The sequence below is a fragment of the Enterococcus sp. DIV1083b genome, from assembly GCF_051713705.1.
GTDB lineage: Bacteria > Bacillota > Bacilli > Lactobacillales > Enterococcaceae > Enterococcus_D > Enterococcus_D casseliflavus.
On record NZ_JBIOQJ010000001.1, the window covers coordinates 629,025 to 651,131 of the forward strand.

Below are 22,107 nucleotides of genomic sequence, written 5' to 3' on the forward strand. Positions count from 1 at the left end.
GAAGGAGGAGAAAAAATGAGACAAAATCGATTACTGAATGATGGCTGGCAATTTCACTTAGGTGAGATAGAAGAGCCAATGAAAACAGTCAGAAAAGCCGCAGCTATCGGTGGCTTGGCAGCTCCGCTTGAAAATGAAGCGGGGGATACTGTTTTGATAGGTGCTGGTGGAGAACATTTTCTACGGCTGATTGCTCAAGGTGATCGTGAAAAAGGCTTGAGAATGTTGGCGAACACTGCTTTGGAAAGTGAACTTGACGAAGATTGGGTATCTGTTGATCTCCCTCATGATTGGAAAAATGAACTTCCGTATGTTAATGATCCCGATTTACTGATGAGTGGATCAAAGCCAGATGGCATTGCCTATTACCGTAAGACTTTTGCGTTAACTCTAGATGAAGTGAACGAAAAGCAAGTGACTCTCCACTTTATGGGCGTCATGCGTATGGCATCTGTCTGGTTTAATGGTGTATTTCTAGGTGATCATTACAGTGGATACTCTGATTTTTCTTTTGATGTCTCTGAACTGATACGCATCGGCTCAGAGGGAGTGAATGTGGTGTTGATCAAAGTGGATACGACGAAAGGCGCGGAAGGCTGGTGGTATGAGGGAGCAGGTATATATAAGGATGTATATTTAGAAATAAAACCAAAGCTTCAGATTGTGGCAGAAGCATCGTTTATCGAAACAACTGAAATAAACCAGCAGGAAGCGCTCCTTAAAATCACCATTGGTCTTGCTAACCATCATTTTGAGAAAAAACAAAAGATAACGATCAAAAGTCAGGTGGCTGATCAACAAAATATCCATGAGTGTAACGTAGATCCTTTGGCGACAACAGAATGGAGTTATTGCCAAAAAATCTGCGCGCCTCAGCTATGGTCTCTCGAGAATCCACATCTATACCAAGCTACTTTTCAACTATTTGATGGCGAGAACCAAATCGATGACTATCAGCTTTGTTTTGGTATTAGGACAGTCGCATATACTACGAAAGGTTTTCTGCTTAATGGGGAACGTAAAGAATTAAGAGGGGTCTGTGAGCATCAAGACTTTGGTGGTCTAGGTGTCGCATTACCAAAAGATATTTTACGGTATAAGCTGTTGAAAATGAAAGAAATGGGGGTAAACGCCTATCGCAGTGCACATCACTTTGCTTCCAAAGATCTCCTTGAATTATGTGATGAATTAGGTATCATCGTTATGAACGAGAACCGCATCTTGGAATCTAGTGAGTGGCGGACAAATGAGCTGGTAAAAATGGTGAAGCAAACACGTAATCATCCTTCTCTTTGTTTTTGGTCCCTTTGTAATGAAGAGGTGATTGGTCATACGCCGCTTGCTTACCGAATGGCACAAAAATTAGCAGCTGTGATCCGAACCCATACTTCGCAAAGTCTCATTGTTTCAGCGGAATTACTTAATCCTGCTGGTCAGGTGGATGCTTCTTATATGCGTATTTTTGATGTGAACGGGGTCAATTATCCTGAGTCTGCTGTAAATGGGACAGGTTTAGTTGCTGTAAAGGAAAAGTATCCGCTATTTTCATATCTTAGTACGGAAAGTGCTTCTTACTTTTCGACAAGAGGGGTCTATCAAGATAACAGCGAAAAATGTCATACTTCAAACTTTGGTTCTCTTTATTCTATGGTCTTACCTGGGAAACGAAAGCCTGAAGAGCCAGGAACCGGTGGTACGGCTAAACCGAAAGAAGTACTGCGTTACTTAGAAGAACATGCCTATATGGGAGGTGTCTTCTTGTGGACATTTATGGATTACTACGGTGAGCCAGCACCGTTTCACTGGCCTGGAATCAGTTCTCAATTTGGAATTACAGATACGGTCGGATTTGAAAAGGATTCTTTTTATTATTATCAATCAAGGTGGACTGAAACACCAATGGTTCATGTGTTTCCTCACTGGAACAAAGAAGGGTTAACAATTGACCAAGGGGTTACGGAGGTGAGGACTTTTTCTAATTGTCATACTGTTGAGTTGTTTCTGAACGGGAAGAGTTTTGGAAAGAAAAAAAATGATAAAGATGGCCTATCTTGGCATATTCCTTATGAACCAGGTTGTTTAAAAGCCATTGGTGTCAAAGAGGAACAAACAATTGAAGCAACTCGAAAAACAAGCGGTCCGACTGATTCTGTCACAGTTAAAGAACGATTCTGTGGAGCGGACTACTCTCTATTTGAGATCCAAGGAATCGATTCAGAAGGGATCGAGGTGCCAACTGCAGACGAACTTGTAGCGGTTTTGGTAAAAAATGGAACAATCCTCGGACTTGCTAATGGCGATCCCGCAGATCTAGACGGGTATAATTGCCAAGAGAAAAAACTTTTTTCAGGAAAATTAATGGCAATCATAAAAAAAGAACCAGGAAAAGTACCGCTTATCCAAGCAGCACTAAAAAAAGTTGAGTAAAAGAGAAGCAATTGAAGGTAATAGTAGTTAGCCTTGGTGCTCACAGATTTTTACGGAAAAAGAAAAAAGCCGACCCACAACCTCGACAGTTTATAAAGTCATTGGTTGGTGGTTCGGCTTTTTCATCAAGCTGTTGCAAACTGGCTGTTATATAGTTGGGCGTAAAGGGAATCTTGTGCCAGCAATTGAGTATGGGAGCCTTTTTCGACGACGGAGCCGTCTTTCATCACTAGAATCAAGTCAGCGTTTTTGATGGTAGAAAGACGATGGGCGATGATAAAGCTGGTTCGTCCTTGGGTCAAACGATCCATCGCCGTTTGGATCATTTGTTCCGTCCGCGTGTCGACACTGGAGGTGGCTTCATCAAGGATCAGGATCGTTGGGTCTGCTAAAATCGCCCGAGCGATCGTCAATAATTGTTGTTGTCCTTGTGACAGTTCGCTTTCGGAACCAATGACGGTATCGTAACCGTTGGGCAGGGTCCGCACAAAGTGGTCGCATTGGGCGGCTTTCGCGGCAGCCAAGATGTCTTCCCGAGTGGCATCGGGATTGCCATAAGCGATATTTTCAGCAATGGTTCCTTGGAACAGCCATGTATCTTGCAGCACCATACCGAATTTTTTCCGTACTGCCGGTGCCGAAAAGGACATCATGTCTTGATCGTCCAGCAAGATCTTCCCACCATTCAATGGATAAAAGCGCATCAAAAGATTGATCATGGTGGTTTTTCCAGCACCTGTTGGTCCGACGATCGCGACCGTTTGTTTTGGTTTGACGGAAAATTCGACGTTTTCCATCAAGAGTTTTTCCTTGCTGTAGCCAAAGGAGACGTGTTGAAAATCGATTTTTCCTTTGATGTTTTGTGGAACTGGCAGTTGTTGGGTCGCAGTTTCTTCTTCAGGATAATCAAGGATCTCAAAAATTCGTTCGAGAGATGCTAAGGCACTTTGCAAGGTGTTCATAATATAAGAGGCTTGCGTGATCGGTTCAGACACTTGGTTGATGTATTGCAGATAGGCTTGTACGAGACCAATGGATAATTGCCCTTGCAACACCATTAGACCACCAACGACGGCGCTTAAGATAAAGCCGATTTGATTGATAAAGCGCACGAATGGATTGATAGCTGCACTGACGAACTGTGCTTTCCGAAAGGCTTTAAATTGGGCTTCACTCAATTCCGCCATTTCCGCTTCAACGGCAACTTGTTGGTTGTAGGATTTGATCAGCGGATTTGCGGTATAAAACTCTTCCGCACGACTGCTAACTGCACCTAATGTTTCTTGGTTTTTGGTAAAGTAGCTCAAGTTTTTTCGTGCGAGAACGGTGGTCACAAAAGCACTCAAAAGCAAAATCAGAACCACGCCGATCGTCAGTAATGGGCTGAGATAAAGCATAGCGATCAAGCCGAAGGTAATGCTGATGGTTGCGGTGATCAACTGCATCAAACCGACTTGTAAGACTTCGGATACTTTATCTAAATCGAGAATCACTCGGCTTAAAATATCGCCAGTATGATGTTTGTCGTAAAAACTGATAGGCAGGCGATTGAATTTGTCACTGATTTGTTTGCGTAAAGTCAAGGTCAGGGTTTCACTGACACTGGCCATCGTATACTCTTGCAGCAAGGAAAAGAGACTAATCAAAAGCCACGTTCCCGCTAAAAGGACGACTGGACCTAAAATACTTTGCCAAAAATCATTGATCTGCCAGCCTTCTTGTTGAAACAAGGCAATCAGATTATCCAGTCCACGCCCCAAGATCAAAGGGGCGATGGACATTAGTAAGGAAAAGAACAAGGCGGAAGCGATAATCAGTAGAAAGCGGGCTTTTTGTTCCATCAGCAAACGCAGCAAGCGTCGGCTTGTATGTTTCATGTTTTTTGGGGTATCCATTGTTTGTTTACTCATCCTTCATTCCTCCCATTCCTTGAGATGAGGCAAACTCTTGATAAGTTTGGCAATTGCGTAATAATTCTTCGTGGGTTCCTTTACCGACCATCTTGCCGTTATCCAAGACAATGATTTGATCGGCATTTTTGACGGTCGATACCCGCTGAGCCACGATAATGACGGCGGCATCTTTCGTGTATTCTTTCAATGCACGCCGCAAGTTGGCGTCTGTTTGATAATCCAAAGCAGAAAAGCTGTCGTCAAAGAAGTAGATTTCTGCTGGCTTTGTCAGCGCTCGGGCAATACTCAATCGTTGCTTTTGACCGCCAGAGAAATTGCTGCCTTTTTGAGCAACTGGACTTTCATAACCTTCAGGCAAGCCTTCAATAAATGACTTGGCTTGAGCAACTTCAGCGGCTTTTGCCATCGCCTCATGGGTTGCTGGACGATTGCCGAAACGCAAGGTTTCTTGAATCGTGCCGCTAAGCAAGAGCGCTTTTTGCGGGACATAACTAATTTGGTCCCGTAATTCGGCTTGTGAGATCTCTTTGATGTTGCGGCCAAAAAGCGTGATCGAACCAGCAGTCACATCTTTGAAACGCAACAGCGCTTTGGCGATGGTGCTTTTGCCAGAACCAGTTCCACCAACGATCGCTGTCGTTTTGCCTCGATGGATCTCGAAGCTGATATCTTCTAAGACAGGTTCTTCGGCACCTTCATACGTAAACTGCACGTGATTGAAAGCTGCGATCGTTTCTGACACGGCGGTCTTGTTTAAGGTTTGGTCACCGTCGATCAAATCAATTGGTTCTTCCAAAACTTCTGTGATCCGTTGCAAGGAAGTCAAGCCTTTAGGCACCATCACGATCACCATCGCTGCCATAGTCAAAAACCAGAGACTCAGGATCGTGTATTCGATGATGGCAGTAATACTACCAATAGCAAGGTGGCCCTGCAGACTTTGATAGCCGCCGTAGACAAGGATAGTCGAAATCGAGAGTCCCATTACTAAATTGACGGTCGGATTCAAGACAGCAAAGAGGCGATTGACTTGGATCATGGTTTTCGCATATTCCGTCAGTGTTTGATCTGTCCGTTCTTTTTCGTAAGCAGCTTTGTCGAATGCTCGAATCACCCGAGCGCCAGTAAAGGTTTCTCGTAAGATCCGCATCATGTTATCGACTAGTTTTTGCGTGATTTGTGATAATGGGATCGCTTTGCGAATCACTCCATAAGCGATCATTGAAAAACATAGGATCGCTACGATTGGGACCCAAATCATCCGTAAAGAGACGGTGCCGGTTAGAAAAATTGAAGCAGCGACGATCATTGGGGCTGGCAAAATCATTTGCAGCGCCATCATCAAAATTTGTTGGATGTTGTTGATGTCGCTGGTGGTACGTGCCAGCAAAGTGGGCGTACCATAGCCATCAACGGCGGATACAGAGAGTTCTTGTGTTTTTTTGAAAAGGCGCATCCGCAAAAAATGCCCGAATTTTCCTGAGAGGTGGGCAGATAAATAACTACCGCCTACAGAGACGATCACGGTGCCGATGGCAATGGCAAACATCCACCAGCCATTGTGCCAAATGGCTGTCGTGTCGACTTTCAAGATCCCTTCATCAATGATTTTTGCCAAAAAATACGGCAACAAGAGTGTGCCGAAGGATTGGACCAGCATCAAAAGAAATAAACTGAAAAAGAAGCGTCGTTCTTCTTTATAAAATAACTGTAATTGTTTCATGATTTCCCTCCAAAAATGTCGTTCTATGGTAGAATAAACTGTAACGTTACGTTACAGTCAAGCAAGGAGTGAAATTTTTTTGAAAAAACAATTGACCATCAGTGAGATGTCCGCTTATGCTGGCGTGAGTCGGCGCACATTGATTTATTACGATCAGATCGATTTGTTCAAACCGCAATCGATTGGTGAAAACGGCTATCGCTACTACGGCTTTGAACAATGCCTTGAGTTAGACGTGATTCTGCTCTTGCGTTCTTTAGACATGCCCTTGCAAGACATTCGACAATTTTTGAAAAACCGCAACCCTGAATACACGCAAAAGGAACTTGTGGAACGGCGAGGAGAAGTTCGTACCAAAATCGCTGCGCTGCAAGAATTGGAACGAACCTTCGATCGCTACATCCAGCGCTATGAAAAAGTACAGAAAGCCGATTTTGAGACCTTTACGATAGCGCACCACGAAGCAGAGGCGTTTATCGTTTCCGAAGAGATCGCTGGCGATGATCCAGAATCTGCTTATCAAGTGTACGCCCGTTTTTATCCGCTAGTGGATTATAAAGATGCTTTCAGTGGCTACCCCATCGGCTTTTTAAGTGCTGGAACGACATTAGAGGATCAGACCTTTCACGCATCGCCTTATCGGGCACTGATCTTGATTCCACAAGATCGGCTGCATCTCTATCCTGAAAAGCTGATCATCACGCGTCCTACTGGCACGTATGTGTCTGGGTTTGTCAGTGAGGGAGAGGAACAAATTGCTGCTTTTACCCATCGCATCCAATCCTTTCTAAAAGAGAATCATTTAAAGATCGATGGCGATGTTTGGGAATTGTTATGGCAAGATGAAGTCTTTACCGCCCAAAAAGAATTGCAGATATTTGAAGTGATGGTTCCAGCGAAGCCCGAGTAATGGACGAGGCACGCGTATCTGTAGGAACCGAAAATCAAGATACGCAATCGCAATGGTTGTTGCGGGCTTTTCAATGGAAGCAAAATAGAAGCAAAGGAGATGGACGAAGCCAGATCTTATCCCTACAAAGAGCCCTGGGAAGCGTTGAAATTCCCATTTTCCTTTTTTCTCGTTATACTTGAAAGAACAGATGAGAAAAAAGGGGAAATTTTAATGAAAAAAGAAACAGGATTACGCTCGCTTTATGCGTTGATTGGTGTCGCCATTTTAGGATTCGGGGCGGCATTGCTGCGGGTCGGCGGAGTAGGGCTAGACCCATACACAGCTGCCAATATCGGTGTCGGCGAGCTACTAGGGTTATCCCTTGGGGTCTATCAATTGATGATCAATATCGCTGTCCTAGTATTGATTTTTATCTTTGGCCGTCGCCATATCGGCATCGGGACGGTCATCAATATGGTGCTGACAGGATTTTTCATCGACTTTTATACCAATGTTTTTGATTGGTTATCCGTCGGTCCCAATAACTGGTGGCAGCAAGGCTTGTTCTTGTTGATCGGTATTATCTTCTTTACCTTCGGTGCTTCGTTTTATATGTCAGCGAATTTGGGCAGCGCCCCCTATGACGCGATCGCCCCAACCATCGTCGATCAGACGAAAGCCAACTATCGAGTGGTGCGGGTGATTCAAGACGTTGCCTTTGCCTTGATTGGGCTCTTCACAGGCGGGCCTATTGGAATCGGAACCTTCATCAGTGCCTTTTTAGTGGGCCCACTGATCAAATTCTGGGACAACCGTGTCTCTCAGCCATTCATCGAAAGCAGTGTCAAAAAAGCGATTTTTAAATAAAAAAGGTCTGCAGCAAAGAGAAGTCGAAGCGATTTAGTCGCCCACTTCACTCAGCTGCAGTTTTTTTGCCATTTGATCAAGGAATTCTTGCATAATTGCTTCTCAGTCGCTAGAATAAAAAAGCCGAGGAGGGGTAAGTATGCAATTACCAACACCATTTATTGAAAAATACCAACGGTTGCTAGGAGAAGAAGCACCAGCTTTTTTTACCGCTTTAACCGATAATCAGCCAGTCAAAGGCTTTCGCTTGAATGTTGCTAAGCCGCACGCACAAGCGATGCTGGCAAAATATGGGCCAGCCGCTGTACCTGCCCCCTATGCAGAAGCTGCTTATATTGGCGAAGTCAAAGGCCGTTCGCTGCTCCATCAAGCTGGCTATGTCTATAGCCAAGAACCTAGTGCGATGATCGTAGCAACGATCGCAGCCGCTCAACCAGGGGAGCTGGTCTTAGATTTATGTGCGGCACCAGGGGGCAAAACAACGCAGCTGGCAAGCCAGTTACAAGGAAAAGGACTGCTTGTAGCAAATGAGATTTTCCCCAAGCGTGCCAAAATCCTATCAGAAAATGTGGAGCGTTGGGGCTTTGCGAATGTAGTCGTCACCAATCAGGCACCGCAAGAATTGAGCCGCCATTTTCCTCAGTTTTTTGACAAGATCGTGGTGGACGCCCCATGTTCTGGTGAAGGGATGTTTCGTAAAGATCCCGTCGCCTTAGAAGAATGGCAAGCAGAAACACCTGATCAGTGTGCGATCAGACAAAAAGACATTTTGGCACAAGCCGTTACGATGCTAAAACCGGGGGGGCAGCTGATCTATTCCACCTGTACCTTTGCCCCAGAAGAAAACGAAGCGATGATGGCTTGGTTAATGGAGGAGTACCCCTTCACGATCGAAGCGATCGACTTGGACAATGTATCTCATGGGCGCAGGGAGTGGGGAGCTGCACCTGGGATTGAGAAAACCATCCGCTTATGGCCGCATTTAAACCAAGGAGAAGGTCATTTCGCTGCGAAATTGACCTCGCTAGCAGAAGCAGCGCCAGTGAAAAAGAAGAAAAAAGGCAAAGGAGCGACAGCCAAGAGTCCATTGGATGCAGCGACTCAAAAGTTGTGGCAAGCCTTTCGCAAGGAGTTTCCTTTTTTACAGGCACTGAATGCGACGCCTCAGCTGCTAGGAGAAAACCTCTGGCTCGTTCCTGAAGAAATGCCTTCTTTAAAAGGGATCAAGTTTATGCGCCCAGGTTTGCACGTCGGCGTCGTTAAGAAGAATCGGATCGAGCCAAGTTATGCGTTGGCATTGGCGATCCATGCAGAAGAAGGGGCACCGACAGTGCCAATCACTTTGCCGCAATGGCAGCATTATGTGGCAGGTGAAACCTTGAGCGTGCCAGGAAATGCTGGATGGGTGATTTTGACAGTCGATGAGATCCCAGTCGGTTTTGGAAAACAAGTCCAAGGAACCGTGAAAAACTTCTTTCCTAAAGGATTAAGATTCAAAGCGATTTAAACGAAATAGTGTTTTTATTTCAGTCCTCGTGCTATGATGGAAGTAGCAAAATAAGGGAGCTGATCGATATGAAAACATCATCAAAAGTAACGATTGGATTAAGCATTGCAGCGATCGCTGGGATCACTACTGCCGTCGTTGTATCAGACAAAGTATTCAATAAAGTACGCTTCGCTTGCAACCGACACAAAGTAAAGAAATTTGTCGATGACAAATTCAACGGCAATGAAAAATTGCTGGATGTCGTAGACGGCTTGTCCGACAATGAATTGGATTCGTTGTTAGGTGTGATGAAAAAAGTCAATGAGGGCCGCAACAAAATCTCTGTTTACGGAGACAACATCAAAGATTCGACAGAACATGTCAAAGACAAGTTGACGAGCTTTGTTGATTCCGTCTTTTAAGCCAATCATTCCATTTGAAACTCGCAGGGACATCGGTCTTTGCGAGTTTTTCTCGTCTTTCTAAGCGTTTTTCGTTATACTAACAAGGAAATGCACGAAATGGTGCGAGGTAGAGGAGTGAGAGTGAAGTCGTGGAAAAAACAAGTACCTTGACTGCCGAGGAAAAAGCCTTCTTTATGGAAGAAGCAATCAAAGAAGCCCGAAAAGCAGAAGGGTTGGCAGAAGTACCGATCGGTGCTGTCGTCGTCTTGGATGATAAAATCATTGGTCGTGGACACAATCTACGAGAAACGCAGCAGCAAGCTGCAGCGCATGCGGAGATGTTTGCGATCGAAGAAGCCTGTCGCACTGTTGGAAGTTGGCGCTTAGAACAAGCGCAGCTGTTTGTGACCTTGGAACCATGCCCGATGTGTAGTGGGGCGATGTTATTGGCACGGGTGGAAGAAGTGTATTTTGGTGCCTACGATCCCAAAGGCGGCACTGCTGGTACATTGATGAATTTATTGGAAGATGAGCGCTTCAACCATTGGTCCTATGTGGAAGGCGGCATTTTAGAAGAAGCATGCGGCCAGCTGCTAACAGATTTTTTCCGAGCATTACGAGAAAAGAAAAAACAAAAAAGGGCTGGCAATCTCTAACGAAATACGTTATACTAAGTTTTGCCGAAAGGCTAGGACAATGGAGGTCTTGTGAAGCGTGTCAGATCCGGAAGGAAGCAGCACTAAGCAGGATTCTCCATGTGTCTGATTGAAAAACTGCCTGCTATTGAAGAAAGCAGTAGTACTAATTGAATCGATGATCATTCAAACCTGAGACAGACTGTCTTAGGTTTTTTTATTTTTGAAATTCTTTGTGACACCAAGGACTATTCTAATTGTATTCTGCTTTAAATCTAGGCAATCGATAGCAGCTCTCAGAGGGTTAAGTTGTATTTTTGATACAAAGGCTTTATTCCTGTTTAGAACCTTACTCTGATAACTTTTGCGTTGGCGATTTTTATACTCTCAAAAAATCAGTAGTTCTGACGAACTGAAACATGGATTACCTGCTCTCGATATTCGATAGAATCTTCGTTTCAAGAACTCTTTATTTTCGCTTCAACGAATTGCCACCGTCATGTTATCGATAGAACTTTCCAAAAATAACCAGAAAAAATCACTTTCCTTTTTACAGTCAGAAAAGTGATTTTTTCTTTTGAACAACTGTCACTGCAGCTGGTTCTTTTTTACAAAAAGTCACCATTCTTTTCCAAGCATTCCAATGGTTTCCCAGAGATTTTATGCTATGCTTATTTTGTAGAGACTTCCGTCGTCTTTCTACTGGCAACCCTTGATGCCAATAGAAATGGATAGTGATTTCAGGCGACGTATTTGAAAAGAGGCGCACAATGGAAAAAATTACGATTATCCATACCAACGATCTGCATTCCCACCTAGAACATTGGCCGAAGATGCGGCGTTATTTGGATCAAAGAAAACGAGAAGCGGATACGACCGAAGAGACAGTGATCGCAGTCGACTTAGGCGACTTTGTCGATCGCTGGCATCCTTTGACAGAAGCAACTGACGGCAAGGCGAATGTCGATTTGATGAATCAAGGACATTACGATGCGGTGACGATTGGGAACAATGAAGGGGTCGGCAATCCCAAAGAGGTCTTGCAGCATTTATATGACCAAGCAGAATTTCCTGTCATTTTAGGCAATTTATTTGATAAACAGGATTTACGTCCGCCGAAGTGGGCACAAGAATACAAAATCATGGAAAGCAATCAAGGCGCCAAAATCGGCCTGATCGCTTTTACAGCACCGTTTCCGCTGACATATGCCCCAAACGGCTGGGACATTCGCGAACCCTTGGAGATTTTGCCTTCATTGGTGCAGCATTTGCGCCCCGAGGTCGATCTGTTGGTCTTGATGAGCCATCTAGGCATCAATGCTGATCGCCAGATTGCGAGGGACTTTCCAGAACTAGATGTTATATTAGGTTCCCACACGCACCATTTGTTTGAAAAGGGCGAAGTCATCAATGGGGTTCAAATTGGGGCAGCTGGCAAGTTTGGTTTTAACATTGGCGAAGTCGAAGTGGTCTTAGATGATCACCACCGACCGATCAAGCATCGCGCCCGTGTGATTCCGACGGATTCGTTGGTGGCTTTTCCGCAAGATGAGGAAGAGATCGCCGAATATCTATCGATCGGCCATCGCTTGCTGCGGGCAAATCAGGTGGCAGAAATTCCAGCAGCGTTTACGAGGGATTGGCAAAGTGAACATTCCTTGGTTCGGGAGGCGCTTTTGGCATTATGTGCCAAAGGACAGACGGATGCCGCCATCTTAAATACGGGGCTATTCTTAGATGATTTGCCACAAGGGCGGGTCGATCAAGATCAGCTGCACACGATTTTACCCCATCCGATGCATTTGATACGGGTGACGCTGCAAGGCGCGGATGTCATTCGATTGGTCTTAGAGATGGAAAAAAATCGCAACTTTTTGCGCAATTTCCCAATTATGGGAATGGGTTTTCGAGGGAAGATTTTTGGCGAACTGGTTTATGAAGGCATCCGCTTTGATGAAAAAAACCACCAAGTATTGTGGAAACAAGAGCCCGTCGATCCTGCTCAAAGCTACACGTTGACCCTTGTGGATCACTACTTGTTTATTCCGTTTTTCCCGACGATCGAGATTGCTGGAACCGTTGAGTTTCTTTTTCCAGACTTTATTCGCACAGTGGTCGGTGATTACCTGAGTCAGAAATACCCCATCCAGTAGTTCGTCACTCCTCCAGCTGGATTTTGCGAGAAAACCGCGACTATCATTGGGGAATAAAACAAGGTATAATAAACAACAGGTGGTGAAAAAATGACCGAAAAACAAACGATCACAGATGAAATGACATCTGTACTAGAAGAAATTATTGAAGAACCAGCGAAACAACCGCAAAAAGGCGAGTTGGTGACTTTGTTAAATGATGAAGAATTAATGATTGGCAATCGACAATACAAATTGGTCATGGATTATCGTGAAGGCTTCAATCCAGAAAAGCTTGGCGAGCGTTACAGTGAAGTGTTGGCACGTTATGATTATATCGTAGGCGATTGGGGTTATGAGCAGCTGCGTTTGAAAGGTTTTTTTGAAAAAGATAACCGCAAAGCATTACCTGATCAGCGCATCGACATGTTGGAAGACTATTTGTATGAGTATTGCAACTTCGGTTGTGCCTATTTCGTGATCCAACGAGTTGGCGGCAAAAAAGAAAAAAGTACCTCCCGCCGACGCAAGAAAAAGCCAACCCAAAACAATCAAAATCAAAACGCACAACAAAACGCCCATATAGAAGAAAAGCGTGACACCGTACCGCAGAAAAAAAGCAAACCAACGATCAAAAATCGTAAACCAAAAGAAAAGAACGTCAAAAAAACCGAGACAACCACGGTGAAAAAAGGCAAAAAAGAGTTTACGATTCGACAAAGGGAAGAATAAGATGAAATATAAAGGCTATTTGATTGATTTAGACGGCACGATTTATTTAGGAAAAGCGCCGATCCCTGCTGGGAAACGCTTCGTAGAGTCCTTACAAGAAAAAGGACTGCCCTATTTATTTGTGACCAATAATACGACCCGCAGTCCTGAAGTCGTGGCGCAGCGATTAGCGGATGAATTTTCGATCCATGTGGCACCAGAAACGATCTATACCGCAAGCTTGGCGACAATCGATTTTATGAAAGACCATGGCAAAGGCCGCAAAGTATTTGTGATCGGCGAAGCGGGGTTGATCGATTTGATTTTAGCTGCTGGGTTTGAGTGGGAGGAAACCAACCCAGATTATGTCGTGGTTGGCTTAGACAACCACGTGACCTATGAAAAATTTGTTCTAGCAACGTTAGCGATCCAAAAAGGAGCAACCTTTATCGGGACCAATCCCGACAAAAATATCCCAACGGAAAGAGGTTTATTACCTGGTGCAGGTTCACTGATCGCAATGGTGGAGACTGCCACCCAAACGCAACCGATCTTTATTGGCAAACCAGAAGCCATCATTATGGAAAAAGCGGTGGCACACATCGGCTTATCAAAAGAAGAGGTCTTGATGGTGGGGGACAATTACGAAACTGATATTCGCTCGGGGATCCAAAACGGGATCGATTCTTTGCTCGTATTATCTGGCTTTACCCCGAAAGCGGCAGTTCCGACATTACCAGTAGCACCAACCTATGTGGTGGATTCTTTAGATGAGTGGGATTTTGAACAATGAAAAAACAAGTGTGGCTTGAACGCTTAGGATTTGTCTGCTTGTTTTTGTTTTTGGTCAGTCTAGCGATCACCCTAACGATCAATTTTCGACCGTTATATTGGTTTGATGTCGATCACTTGAATCTGCTGGATTATACCTCGCTAACAAGAGAAGAGTTGTTGAAGAACTATGGCTTATTGTTAGATTTTCTAAACAATCCCTTTGCAAGTACGCTCGCCTTGCCAGATTTTCCAATGTCTGAAGCTGGCGCTGGGCATTTTTACGATGTGAAACAGTTGTTTCTATTAAATTATGCCGTCATGATCGTCACTTTGCTGCCCAGTATCTGGTTCGTCAATCGGTTACGGCAAAAACAACAGCAATGGCGCTTGATTCGTCCCTTTCAATGGGGGATGATTTTGCCGCTGATTTTCGGGTTTTTGATGGCTGTCGGCTTTGACCGCTTTTTCGTTACGTTCCATGAGATTTTCTTCAGTAACGACGATTGGCTGTTTAATCCAGCCACCGATCCGATCATCAACGTGCTGCCAGAAACGTTTTTCATGCATTGCTTTATTCTCTTTTTCGTCTTGATTGAAGTCTTCTTTTTTGCCTTCTATTGGTGGGGCAAACGAGGCTTGAAAAAAAACAGCATAATGAAAAAAAGACCAACGATCCCCTTCCTTTGAGGGAGGCGAATCGTCGGTCTTTTTTTTATTGCGTAATGTAATGAGATTTACTTGGGTGTTGATGGGCTAAGCGACTTGCGGCAGAAGCTGCGATGGCACCTACGATATCATCTAAAAAGGTGTGAACGCGGGGACCGTCGTGCTTGTTCAGTTCTTTCAGAATACCCGGTTTGACTTTATCAATGTATCCATAGTTAGTAAAGCCGATCGAGCCGTACACGTTGACGATGGATAGAGCGAGGATCTCATCGATCCCATAAAGCCCTTCGTCTTCTTTAACGATTTCTTGCAGTGGATGCAGCAGTTGATTTTCTTCTGCCAAAATATCCAATTGGATCCCCGTTAAAATCGTGTTGTGGACTTCCCGCTTGCTTAAGACAGCGTTGACGCTTTCGATACACATCTCCAAGGTGATGCCTTCAATGTAGTCTTTTTGCAAGAACATCACCAGTTCACCGATGTCTTGCAGCGAGACGCCGCGGTCGGCCAACAATTCTCTTGCTTTGTCTTCAAGTGTTTTGCTTTCTAATACCATATAGTTCCCCTCCATGTAAAAATAGTTTATTCAAAAGTCAACGTGCGACTGATGGATTGCGATCATAAGTAGTGCCCTATTCCAGTTGCAGGCCATGCCATTTGGGTCTTAATCCCTTCTGACATCCATTGAAGCACAGTTGTTGGCTAGTTCTGCTTTGGCTGCCACTGCCCAAGGATGGGGGACCACCAAGTCACCAGCAAAAAGCCAGTCCATATAATACCCAGCGGCGGCTTCCAAGGAATCATCGAGGCGGTCTAATAAGCCGGTTAAGAAAGGCGCTTGATCTTTACGATCCCATTTGATTTTGTCGGCTAAAAAAACGAGTAGATCGAGACGACGATAATGGGCCTTTAAGGTGGTATGACAGCTGATGGCGGACAGAATGTCTGGATCAGATACCTGAAAAACCGTTTTTGCCAACAAAGCGGATTGCTGCTGATGCAGCAAAAAAGGTGCTTGCCGCTCCGCGTCTAAGATCGGTTCGCCTACTGCTATCTGCAAGGCGATTCGCTGGTCATGAGGGATGACGACGCTGACATCGTGCAGCAGTCCTGCCAAATAAGCTTTATCCGCATTGACTTGAAACCGTTCTGCCAATCGTTTGGCTTCTTGGGCAACGGCTAGATTGTGGACCGCCGTTTCGGCATGATCGAAGGCTTCCAGATACTGAACCATTTGCTCAGTGAGGGTCTTGCCCTGCAAAGGGAGGATATAGGCGGCAAGTTGGTGTTGACCAGCTTGTTTCATCTCAGCTACTCCTTAAAAAGACTTGTACTATGGGCAGGTTGTGTCCGCGTTTTGGGATCAATGTAGTGGAGCGCATTGTTCACCGCAGTTGGGGCTTCCCCGAAACCAGTAGCGATCAGGTCGACTTTTCCATCGTATAAAACGACATCCCCACAGCCATAGATCCCAGGAACAGACGTGCTCATATCTGAAGAGACGAAGACTCCTTGGCGGCTGCTTTTCATGCCCCAATCCTTGATGTTCAATGTGGAAGAAAAACCGTAATTGACGATCAAAGCATCCAATGAAAGGCTGACCGTTTCATCACCCTTGACTTGTTGCAACGAGACACCAGTCAAACGTTGCTCTCCTTGGATTTCTTGGATCACATAAGGAGTCAAAATGTTGACGGCAGAAGCCTGTAATTTGCTGACGCTATGTTCATGGGCACGAAATTCAGGACGGCGATGGATCAAGTAGACTTCACTAGCGATTGGCTCCAGCATCAATGCCCAATCGATGGCAGAATCGCCGCCACCGGCGATCGCTACTTTGCGTCCAGCATACTTCATCAAATCGGTGACAAAATAGTCTAGGCCGTATCCTTCAAACCGCTCGCTTTCTGGCAAAGTCAGTTTGCGCGGCTGGAAGGAGCCGTTTCCTAAAGCCAAAATCACGGCTTTCGAGTAATGGATTCCTTTGTCGGTGGTGACTTCGATATAGTCTTCTTGTTTTTCGACCGACAAGACGGTTTCTTCTAAACAATATTGGTGATTGAAGGTCGTCAACTGTTTTTCCAGGTTTTGGACAAGATCGCCCGCTTTGATTTTCGGATAACCTGGGATATCGTAGATGTATTTTTCTGGGTATAAAGTAGCAAGCTGACCGCCTAATTGCGGCAAGCTGTCGATGATCTTGGTTTTGGCGTTACGCATACCGGCATAGAAAGCAGAAAACATCCCGCTAGGTCCCGCGCCGATAATCGTTATATCAAAAATATCCATGTTATTCCTCTTTTCTAACCACGTTGGGGTGAAGCGTGTTCGTAGTGTACGAATAGCTTCATTATAGCAAAAATTATCCAAACTAGCATTTTTTCAATTTTCTGCTATCATGGATTTATGAGAGAGAAGGAGGAGTTAATGTGTCTGAATTTCCACAGTTAGCATTAGAAAAACAAACTGGCCATAAAGCAGTCATCAAAACCAATCGTGGGGATGTAGTTGTACAATTGTTCCCAGAATTGGCGCCAAAAACAGTGAAGAACTTCGTTGAATTAGCGAAAAAAGGGTATTACGATGGGATCATCTTCCACCGTGTCATTCCTGATTTTATGATTCAAGGTGGCGATCCAACTGGTACAGGGATGGGCGGCGAAAGCATCTATGGTGGCAGCTTTGAAGATGAATTTTCAAAAGAATTGTTCAATCTTCGTGGCGCTTTATCTATGGCAAACGCTGGTCCGAATACTAACGGCAGCCAGTTTTTCATCGTAAACAATCAAAATGTTCCTAGCAACATGTTAGGTCAATTAGAAGGTGCTGGTTATCCAGCTGAAATCATCGAAGCGTATCAAGCAGGTGGTACTCCTTGGTTAGATTTCCGTCACACAGTCTTCGGTCATGTGATCGAAGGAATGTCAGTCGTTGATGAAATCGCTGGCGTGCAACGAGGACCACAAGATCGTCCAGTGCATGATGTAGTGATCGAAACGATCGAAATCAGCGAATAAAACAAAAGAACCCAAAAGCAGTTTCAACGGTCATCCTCAAGGAGATCGTTGAAATGGCAGCTTTAGGGTTCTTTTTTTCATAAGAAAGAGTTAACCGATGGGTTGGTCTTTAAACGCGGCGGCGATTTGATTGAGTGCTTTTTCTAATAGCTCTTTAGGACAGGCAAAGTTTAGCCGCATATGGTGACTGCCGCGAGGACCAAAGATACTTCCTTGATTCAATACGACATTGGCTTCTTTGATCAGTTTGCGCTGCAGCTGATTGTCCGTTAGGCCATAGGCAGAAAAATCCAGCCAGATCAAGTAAGTACCTTCGGGTTTTTGAAAGGTCACTGCTGGGAGTTGTTCAGTCAAAAAGTCGCAGACAAAGGTGCGATTTGCTTCTAAGTAGGACAAAAGTTCTTCTAACCATGCTTCAGATTCACGATACGCTGCTTCAGTAGCGACCAACCCAAACGTATTGATTTCCCCTTGAACGTTACGTTCTTGTGTTTTTGCAAATTGGCTGCGCAAGGTTTGGTCTTTGATGAAGACCATCGAATTTTTGATCCCAGCTAAATTAAAGGTCTTGGTTGCTGAGGTCAAGATGATCGAAAAATCGGCAAAGCTTGGCTCGACTGTTTGGAAAGAGACAAATTGATTTGGTGCAAAAACGATGTCTTGATGGATCTCATCACTAACAACGACCACCCGGTGCTTTTGACAAATACGGCCGATCGTCATCAGTTCTTCTTTTGACCACACGCGACCGCCAGGATTATGAGGATTACATAGAAGAAACAATTTTACCTTCTTTTCGATGATGGTTTGTTCCATCGCCTCAAAATCGATGACGAAGTGGCCATCTTTTTCCAATAATGGTTCTTGAATTAAGGTCCGCTGATTGTTTTTGACAACATGGGCAAAGGGATGGTAGACCGGATCGTGGATCAATACGGCATCTCCTTCTTGCGTATAACTTTGGATCGCCAGTGCAATACTAGGGACGACACCGCTGTTAAAAAGGATCGCTTCCTTATTGATGGTATAACCATGACGTCTTTGCTGCCAATCGATGATGGATTCAAGCAGCGAATCAGGGATGGTAGAGTACCCATAGATCCCTTGGGCAACTGCTTTTTCTAACGCTTTTTTCACAGGTTCTGGTGCCAGAAAATCCATGTCGGCTACCCAAAGCGGCAACAAGTTTTCTTCCTTATAGGTTTTTGCAATGGTATCCCATTTGACGCTATTGGTATTTAAGCGCGGATGAACTTTGTCAAAATTGATCATGCGTTTCCCTCCTATATTGTGCAACGTTGTTTCTGATGCTTCAAATCTACCACTAGTTCAAGTATAATGAAAGTGGAAAAGAGAGGAAAGACTATGAATTATCAAATCGGGAACATTATAGAAGGAACAGTCACTGGGATTCAACCCTATGGTGCATTTGTTTCGTTAGATAAGGAAACACAAGGATTGATCCATGTTTCAGAGATCCAATCTGGGTTTACCAAAAATATCCATGAAGTCTTACAGATCGGGCAAAAGATCCGTGTACAAATCATTGATATTGACGAATACAGCCAAAAGATCAGTTTGTCCCGCCGTACATTGGAAACGAGTTTTGTTCAGCCACCCTTTAAGCGTAAACGCTACTTTACAAATAAGAATAAGCGGATCGGTTTTCGTACGATTGGAGAAGCTTTACCAGTGTGGGTGAAAGAGGCCAAAGAAATGTTAGAAAAAGAAAACAGCAGCAGATAATCGTGCATATTTTCTGAAAATGTGCTAAAATTAGTTTACAAACAGATGAATAACTGAGGTGGGTATTTTGGGATCCAAAAAAGTAGCGGGTACAGTTATGATGCACTTAGCAAATGGTTCGAAACGATTTTTGATGCAAATACACGAAGGCACTGCGGAATTAGCGTCAACGGATTTTTCTGAAGATAAAACCGGCTTGGCTACGATCTTACAATTGTTTAAAGACCGTATCCACCTTGATGTGACAGCGATCGAACTCGTTGAACTCACAAATGGCAATATTGATACGCAAAACATTCCTTTATTTGTTTTTGAAACACAAGAAGCAGGACAAACGCAACAGCTGCCAGAAGGGTATGCGTGGGAAGAGCCTAATATCTTTCGTAAGATCATTGAAGACTACGAGATTGAAGGCGTTCCGTTCTTTTAGCACCTGAATATTAGCGAAAAAACTGAAGACCGTTACGACGGTCTTTTTTTATTGAAAACTTTTTGTAAATAAAATGAAATATTTCCTTGACCTGAGTCAAGAAGAATGGTAAATTAGTCAACGTTGGCAATTGAGCCAGCGGGTCAAAACAACAGTTGAAAAAACTTCAAAAAAAAGACTTGACCAAAAATGCAACAGATGATATTATAACTAAGTCGCAATAATAAAACAGTTAATCAATGTTGATACATCAACAAAATTAATTGAAAAAAGTTGTTGACAAATAACAAATCATTTGTTATTCTAATTAAGTCGCTGAGACAGCCGCTACGAAGTTGAAAAACAACGAGCGAAAAAAACTTTTAAAAAAGAGTTGACAATCAAACGTCGCTCTGATATGATATAAAAGTTGCTAACGCAGCACGGTAGACCTTTGAAAACTGAACAAAGCAAGCAAACGAACCAATGTGTAGGACGTTTCAATTTATTGAAACAAATACATGCAAGCAATAGCTAGCAAAGTTAATTTTTATGAGCTTAATGACCGTATGGTCATTCAAACAAATCATTATGAGAGTTTGATCCTGGCTCAGGACGAACGCTGGCGGCGTGCCTAATACATGCAAGTCGAACGCTTTTTCTTTCACCGGAGCTTGCTCCACCGAAAGAAAAAGAGTGGCGAACGGGTGAGTAACACGTGGGTAACCTGCCCATCAGAAGGGGATAACACTTGGAAACAGGTGCTAATACCGTATAACACTATTTTCCGCATGGAAGAAAGTTGAAAGGCGCTTTTGCGTCACTGATGGATGGACCCGCGGTGCATTAGCTAGTTGGTGAGGTAACGGCTCACCAAGGCAACGATGCATAGCCGACCTGAGAGGGTGATCGGCCACACTGGGACTGAGACACGGCCCAGACTCCTACGGGAGGCAGCAGTAGGGAATCTTCGGCAATGGACGAAAGTCTGACCGAGCAACGCCGCGTGAGTGAAGAAGGTTTTCGGATCGTAAAACTCTGTTGTTAGAGAAGAACAAGGATGAGAGTAAAATGTTCATCCCTTGACGGTATCTAACCAGAAAGCCACGGCTAACTACGTGCCAGCAGCCGCGGTAATACGTAGGTGGCAAGCGTTGTCCGGATTTATTGGGCGTAAAGCGAGCGCAGGCGGTTTCTTAAGTCTGATGTGAAAGCCCCCGGCTCAACCGGGGAGGGTCATTGGAAACTGGGAGACTTGAGTGCAGAAGAGGAGAGTGGAATTCCATGTGTAGCGGTGAAATGCGTAGATATATGGAGGAACACCAGTGGCGAAGGCGGCTCTCTGGTCTGTAACTGACGCTGAGGCTCGAAAGCGTGGGGAGCGAACAGGATTAGATACCCTGGTAGTCCACGCCGTAAACGATGAGTGCTAAGTGTTGGAGGGTTTCCGCCCTTCAGTGCTGCAGCAAACGCATTAAGCACTCCGCCTGGGGAGTACGACCGCAAGGTTGAAACTCAAAGGAATTGACGGGGGCCCGCACAAGCGGTGGAGCATGTGGTTTAATTCGAAGCAACGCGAAGAACCTTACCAGGTCTTGACATCCTTTGACCACTCTAGAGATAGAGCTTCCCCTTCGGGGGCAAAGTGACAGGTGGTGCATGGTTGTCGTCAGCTCGTGTCGTGAGATGTTGGGTTAAGTCCCGCAACGAGCGCAACCCTTATTGTTAGTTGCCATCATTTAGTTGGGCACTCTAGCGAGACTGCCGGTGACAAACCGGAGGAAGGTGGGGATGACGTCAAATCATCATGCCCCTTATGACCTGGGCTACACACGTGCTACAATGGGAAGTACAACGAGTTGCGAAGTCGCGAGGCTAAGCTAATCTCTTAAAGCTTCTCTCAGTTCGGATTGTAGGCTGCAACTCGCCTACATGAAGCCGGAATCGCTAGTAATCGCGGATCAGCACGCCGCGGTGAATACGTTCCCGGGCCTTGTACACACCGCCCGTCACACCACGAGAGTTTGTAACACCCGAAGTCGGTGAGGTAACCTTTTGGAGCCAGCCGCCTAAGGTGGGATAGATGATTGGGGTGAAGTCGTAACAAGGTAGCCGTATCGGAAGGTGCGGCTGGATCACCTCCTTTCTAAGGAATATTTCGGAAGACTACACATCGTTTGCCTTTGTTCAGTTTTGAGAGGTTTACTCTCAAACAAAATTTGTTCATTGAAAACTGGATATCGAAGAAATAATCAAAACAAGTAACACACACCGAGTTGAAATGTTAAAAGAGTTTTTTAAT

19 protein-coding genes, 1 rRNA gene and 1 other RNA gene are annotated in these 22,107 nt (G+C 44.6%); 15 read left to right on the forward strand and 6 right to left on the reverse strand.

What is annotated here, in order from left to right; genetic code table 11:
• Positions 1–15 precede the first annotated feature (15 nt).
• Positions 16–2,427 carry a glycoside hydrolase family 2 TIM barrel-domain containing protein gene (locus IGI69_RS02895; protein ID WP_311954040.1) on the forward strand — a complete coding sequence of 804 codons (2,412 nt, stop codon included), beginning with the start codon at positions 16–18 and terminating at the stop codon, positions 2,425–2,427.
• A 125-nt stretch (positions 2,428–2,552) separates the two neighbouring features.
• On the opposite strand, the gene IGI69_RS02900 is transcribed toward IGI69_RS02895, so the two are convergent.
• Positions 2,553–4,337 carry an ABC transporter ATP-binding protein gene (locus IGI69_RS02900; RefSeq protein WP_438739688.1) on the reverse strand — a complete coding sequence of 595 codons (1,785 nt, stop codon included), beginning with the start codon at positions 4,335–4,337 and terminating at the stop codon, positions 2,553–2,555.
• Positions 4,330–6,063 carry an ABC transporter ATP-binding protein gene (locus tag IGI69_RS02905; protein WP_010748829.1) on the reverse strand — a complete coding sequence of 578 codons (1,734 nt, stop codon included), beginning with the start codon at positions 6,061–6,063 and terminating at the stop codon, positions 4,330–4,332. The genes IGI69_RS02900 and IGI69_RS02905 overlap by 8 nt, the downstream gene beginning before the upstream one ends.
• A gap of 106 nt (positions 6,064–6,169) precedes the next feature.
• Here IGI69_RS02905 and IGI69_RS02910 point away from each other — a divergent pair, with 106 nt between their 5' ends.
• The 10 genes from IGI69_RS02910 (at position 6,170) to IGI69_RS02955 (ending at position 14,654) form a co-directional block, all read left to right on the forward strand.
• Complete coding sequence (locus IGI69_RS02910) at positions 6,170–6,973, forward strand: MerR family transcriptional regulator (protein ID WP_438741488.1); 804 nt, start codon at positions 6,170–6,172, stop codon at positions 6,971–6,973.
• 99 nt (positions 6,974–7,072) lie between these two features.
• Complete coding sequence (locus IGI69_RS02915; RefSeq protein ID WP_081116963.1) at positions 7,073–7,822, forward strand: YczE/YyaS/YitT family protein; 750 nt, start codon at positions 7,073–7,075, stop codon at positions 7,820–7,822.
• A gap of 139 nt (positions 7,823–7,961) precedes the next feature.
• Positions 7,962–9,329, forward strand: coding sequence for an RsmB/NOP family class I SAM-dependent RNA methyltransferase (locus IGI69_RS02920; protein WP_270788097.1), 1,368 nt, complete (start codon positions 7,962–7,964; stop codon positions 9,327–9,329).
• Between the two features lie 68 nt (positions 9,330–9,397).
• A complete protein-coding gene (locus IGI69_RS02925; RefSeq protein ID WP_005227636.1) occupies positions 9,398–9,733 on the forward strand; it encodes a hypothetical protein in 336 nt (111 codons plus the stop codon).
• A 131-nt stretch (positions 9,734–9,864) separates the two neighbouring features.
• On the forward strand, positions 9,865–10,371 hold the full coding sequence (gene tadA, locus IGI69_RS02930; RefSeq protein WP_438739691.1) for a tRNA adenosine(34) deaminase TadA: 507 nt from the start codon (positions 9,865–9,867) through the stop codon (positions 10,369–10,371).
• A 29-nt stretch (positions 10,372–10,400) separates the two neighbouring features.
• An RNA gene (gene ffs, locus IGI69_RS02935) (signal recognition particle sRNA small type) lies at positions 10,401–10,487 on the forward strand.
• A gap of 633 nt (positions 10,488–11,120) precedes the next feature.
• Positions 11,121–12,503 (forward strand): bifunctional metallophosphatase/5'-nucleotidase, encoded by a 1,383-nt coding sequence (locus IGI69_RS02940; protein WP_010748834.1) that lies wholly within the window; start codon positions 11,121–11,123, stop codon positions 12,501–12,503.
• Between the two features lie 90 nt (positions 12,504–12,593).
• Positions 12,594–13,214, forward strand: coding sequence for a YutD family protein (locus tag IGI69_RS02945; RefSeq protein ID WP_005227649.1), 621 nt, complete (start codon positions 12,594–12,596; stop codon positions 13,212–13,214).
• 1 nt (position 13,215) lies between these two features.
• A complete protein-coding gene (locus tag IGI69_RS02950) occupies positions 13,216–13,986 on the forward strand; it encodes a TIGR01457 family HAD-type hydrolase (RefSeq protein ID WP_010748835.1) in 771 nt (256 codons plus the stop codon).
• The gene (locus tag IGI69_RS02955) at positions 13,983–14,654 is read left to right on the forward strand and encodes a TIGR01906 family membrane protein (protein ID WP_010748836.1); all 672 of its coding nucleotides are present in this window, start codon (positions 13,983–13,985) and stop codon (positions 14,652–14,654) included. The genes IGI69_RS02950 and IGI69_RS02955 overlap by 4 nt, the downstream gene beginning before the upstream one ends.
• A gap of 25 nt (positions 14,655–14,679) precedes the next feature.
• Here the strand turns inward: IGI69_RS02955 and IGI69_RS02960 are convergent, their stop codons facing one another.
• The 3 genes from IGI69_RS02960 to IGI69_RS02970 form a co-directional block, all read right to left on the reverse strand.
• On the reverse strand, positions 14,680–15,189 hold the full coding sequence (locus IGI69_RS02960; protein ID WP_010748837.1) for a phosphatidylglycerophosphatase A family protein: 510 nt from the start codon (positions 15,187–15,189) through the stop codon (positions 14,680–14,682).
• Positions 15,190–15,297: 108 nt separating this feature from the next.
• The gene (gene yqeK / locus IGI69_RS02965; RefSeq protein ID WP_010748838.1) at positions 15,298–15,939 is read right to left on the reverse strand and encodes a bis(5'-nucleosyl)-tetraphosphatase (symmetrical) YqeK; all 642 of its coding nucleotides are present in this window, start codon (positions 15,937–15,939) and stop codon (positions 15,298–15,300) included.
• A 5-nt stretch (positions 15,940–15,944) separates the two neighbouring features.
• Positions 15,945–16,922 carry an NAD(P)/FAD-dependent oxidoreductase gene (locus tag IGI69_RS02970; RefSeq protein WP_010748839.1) on the reverse strand — a complete coding sequence of 326 codons (978 nt, stop codon included), beginning with the start codon at positions 16,920–16,922 and terminating at the stop codon, positions 15,945–15,947.
• Positions 16,923–17,062: 140 nt separating this feature from the next.
• Here IGI69_RS02970 and IGI69_RS02975 point away from each other — a divergent pair, with 140 nt between their 5' ends.
• Complete coding sequence (locus IGI69_RS02975; RefSeq protein ID WP_005227659.1) at positions 17,063–17,650, forward strand: peptidylprolyl isomerase; 588 nt, start codon at positions 17,063–17,065, stop codon at positions 17,648–17,650.
• Between the two features lie 90 nt (positions 17,651–17,740).
• On the opposite strand, the gene IGI69_RS02980 is transcribed toward IGI69_RS02975, so the two are convergent.
• A complete protein-coding gene (locus IGI69_RS02980; protein ID WP_270788099.1) occupies positions 17,741–18,922 on the reverse strand; it encodes a MalY/PatB family protein in 1,182 nt (393 codons plus the stop codon).
• A gap of 93 nt (positions 18,923–19,015) precedes the next feature.
• Here IGI69_RS02980 and IGI69_RS02985 point away from each other — a divergent pair, with 93 nt between their 5' ends.
• The 3 genes from IGI69_RS02985 to IGI69_RS02995 all read left to right on the forward strand — a co-directional run bounded on the left by IGI69_RS02985 (position 19,016) and on the right by IGI69_RS02995 (position 21,951).
• Entirely contained in the window at positions 19,016–19,396 is a 381-nt protein-coding gene (locus IGI69_RS02985) for a CvfD/Ygs/GSP13 family RNA-binding post-transcriptional regulator (protein WP_005227662.1), read from the forward strand.
• 67 nt (positions 19,397–19,463) lie between these two features.
• Positions 19,464–19,826, forward strand: coding sequence for a hypothetical protein (locus IGI69_RS02990; RefSeq protein WP_005227664.1), 363 nt, complete (start codon positions 19,464–19,466; stop codon positions 19,824–19,826).
• Between the two features lie 566 nt (positions 19,827–20,392).
• Positions 20,393–21,951, forward strand: a 16S ribosomal RNA gene (locus IGI69_RS02995).
• Positions 21,952–22,107 lie beyond the last annotated feature (156 nt).

Bases quoted from the DNA above. Each gene is read 5' to 3' on its own strand.
- IGI69_RS02895 (WP_311954040.1), top strand. From the start codon at position 16: ATGAGACAAAATCGATTACTGAATGATGGCTGGCAATTTCACTTAGGT.
- IGI69_RS02900 (WP_438739688.1), bottom strand. From the start codon at position 4,337: ATGAGTAAACAAACAATGGATACCCCAAAAAACATGAAACATACAAGC.
- IGI69_RS02905 (WP_010748829.1), bottom strand. From the start codon at position 6,063: ATGAAACAATTACAGTTATTTTATAAAGAAGAACGACGCTTCTTTTTC.
- IGI69_RS02910 (WP_438741488.1), top strand. From the start codon at position 6,170: ATGTCCGCTTATGCTGGCGTGAGTCGGCGCACATTGATTTATTACGAT.
- IGI69_RS02915 (WP_081116963.1), top strand. From the start codon at position 7,073: ATGGACGAAGCCAGATCTTATCCCTACAAAGAGCCCTGGGAAGCGTTG.
- IGI69_RS02920 (WP_270788097.1), top strand. From the start codon at position 7,962: ATGCAATTACCAACACCATTTATTGAAAAATACCAACGGTTGCTAGGA.
- IGI69_RS02925 (WP_005227636.1), top strand. From the start codon at position 9,398: ATGAAAACATCATCAAAAGTAACGATTGGATTAAGCATTGCAGCGATC.
- IGI69_RS02940 (WP_010748834.1), top strand. From the start codon at position 11,121: ATGGAAAAAATTACGATTATCCATACCAACGATCTGCATTCCCACCTA.
- IGI69_RS02945 (WP_005227649.1), top strand. From the start codon at position 12,594: ATGACCGAAAAACAAACGATCACAGATGAAATGACATCTGTACTAGAA.
- IGI69_RS02950 (WP_010748835.1), top strand. From the start codon at position 13,216: ATGAAATATAAAGGCTATTTGATTGATTTAGACGGCACGATTTATTTA.
- IGI69_RS02955 (WP_010748836.1), top strand. From the start codon at position 13,983: ATGAAAAAACAAGTGTGGCTTGAACGCTTAGGATTTGTCTGCTTGTTT.
- IGI69_RS02960 (WP_010748837.1), bottom strand. From the start codon at position 15,189: ATGGTATTAGAAAGCAAAACACTTGAAGACAAAGCAAGAGAATTGTTG.
- yqeK (WP_010748838.1), bottom strand. From the start codon at position 15,939: ATGAAACAAGCTGGTCAACACCAACTTGCCGCCTATATCCTCCCTTTG.
- IGI69_RS02970 (WP_010748839.1), bottom strand. From the start codon at position 16,922: ATGGATATTTTTGATATAACGATTATCGGCGCGGGACCTAGCGGGATG.
- IGI69_RS02980 (WP_270788099.1), bottom strand. From the start codon at position 18,922: ATGATCAATTTTGACAAAGTTCATCCGCGCTTAAATACCAATAGCGTC.
- IGI69_RS02985 (WP_005227662.1), top strand. From the start codon at position 19,016: ATGAATTATCAAATCGGGAACATTATAGAAGGAACAGTCACTGGGATT.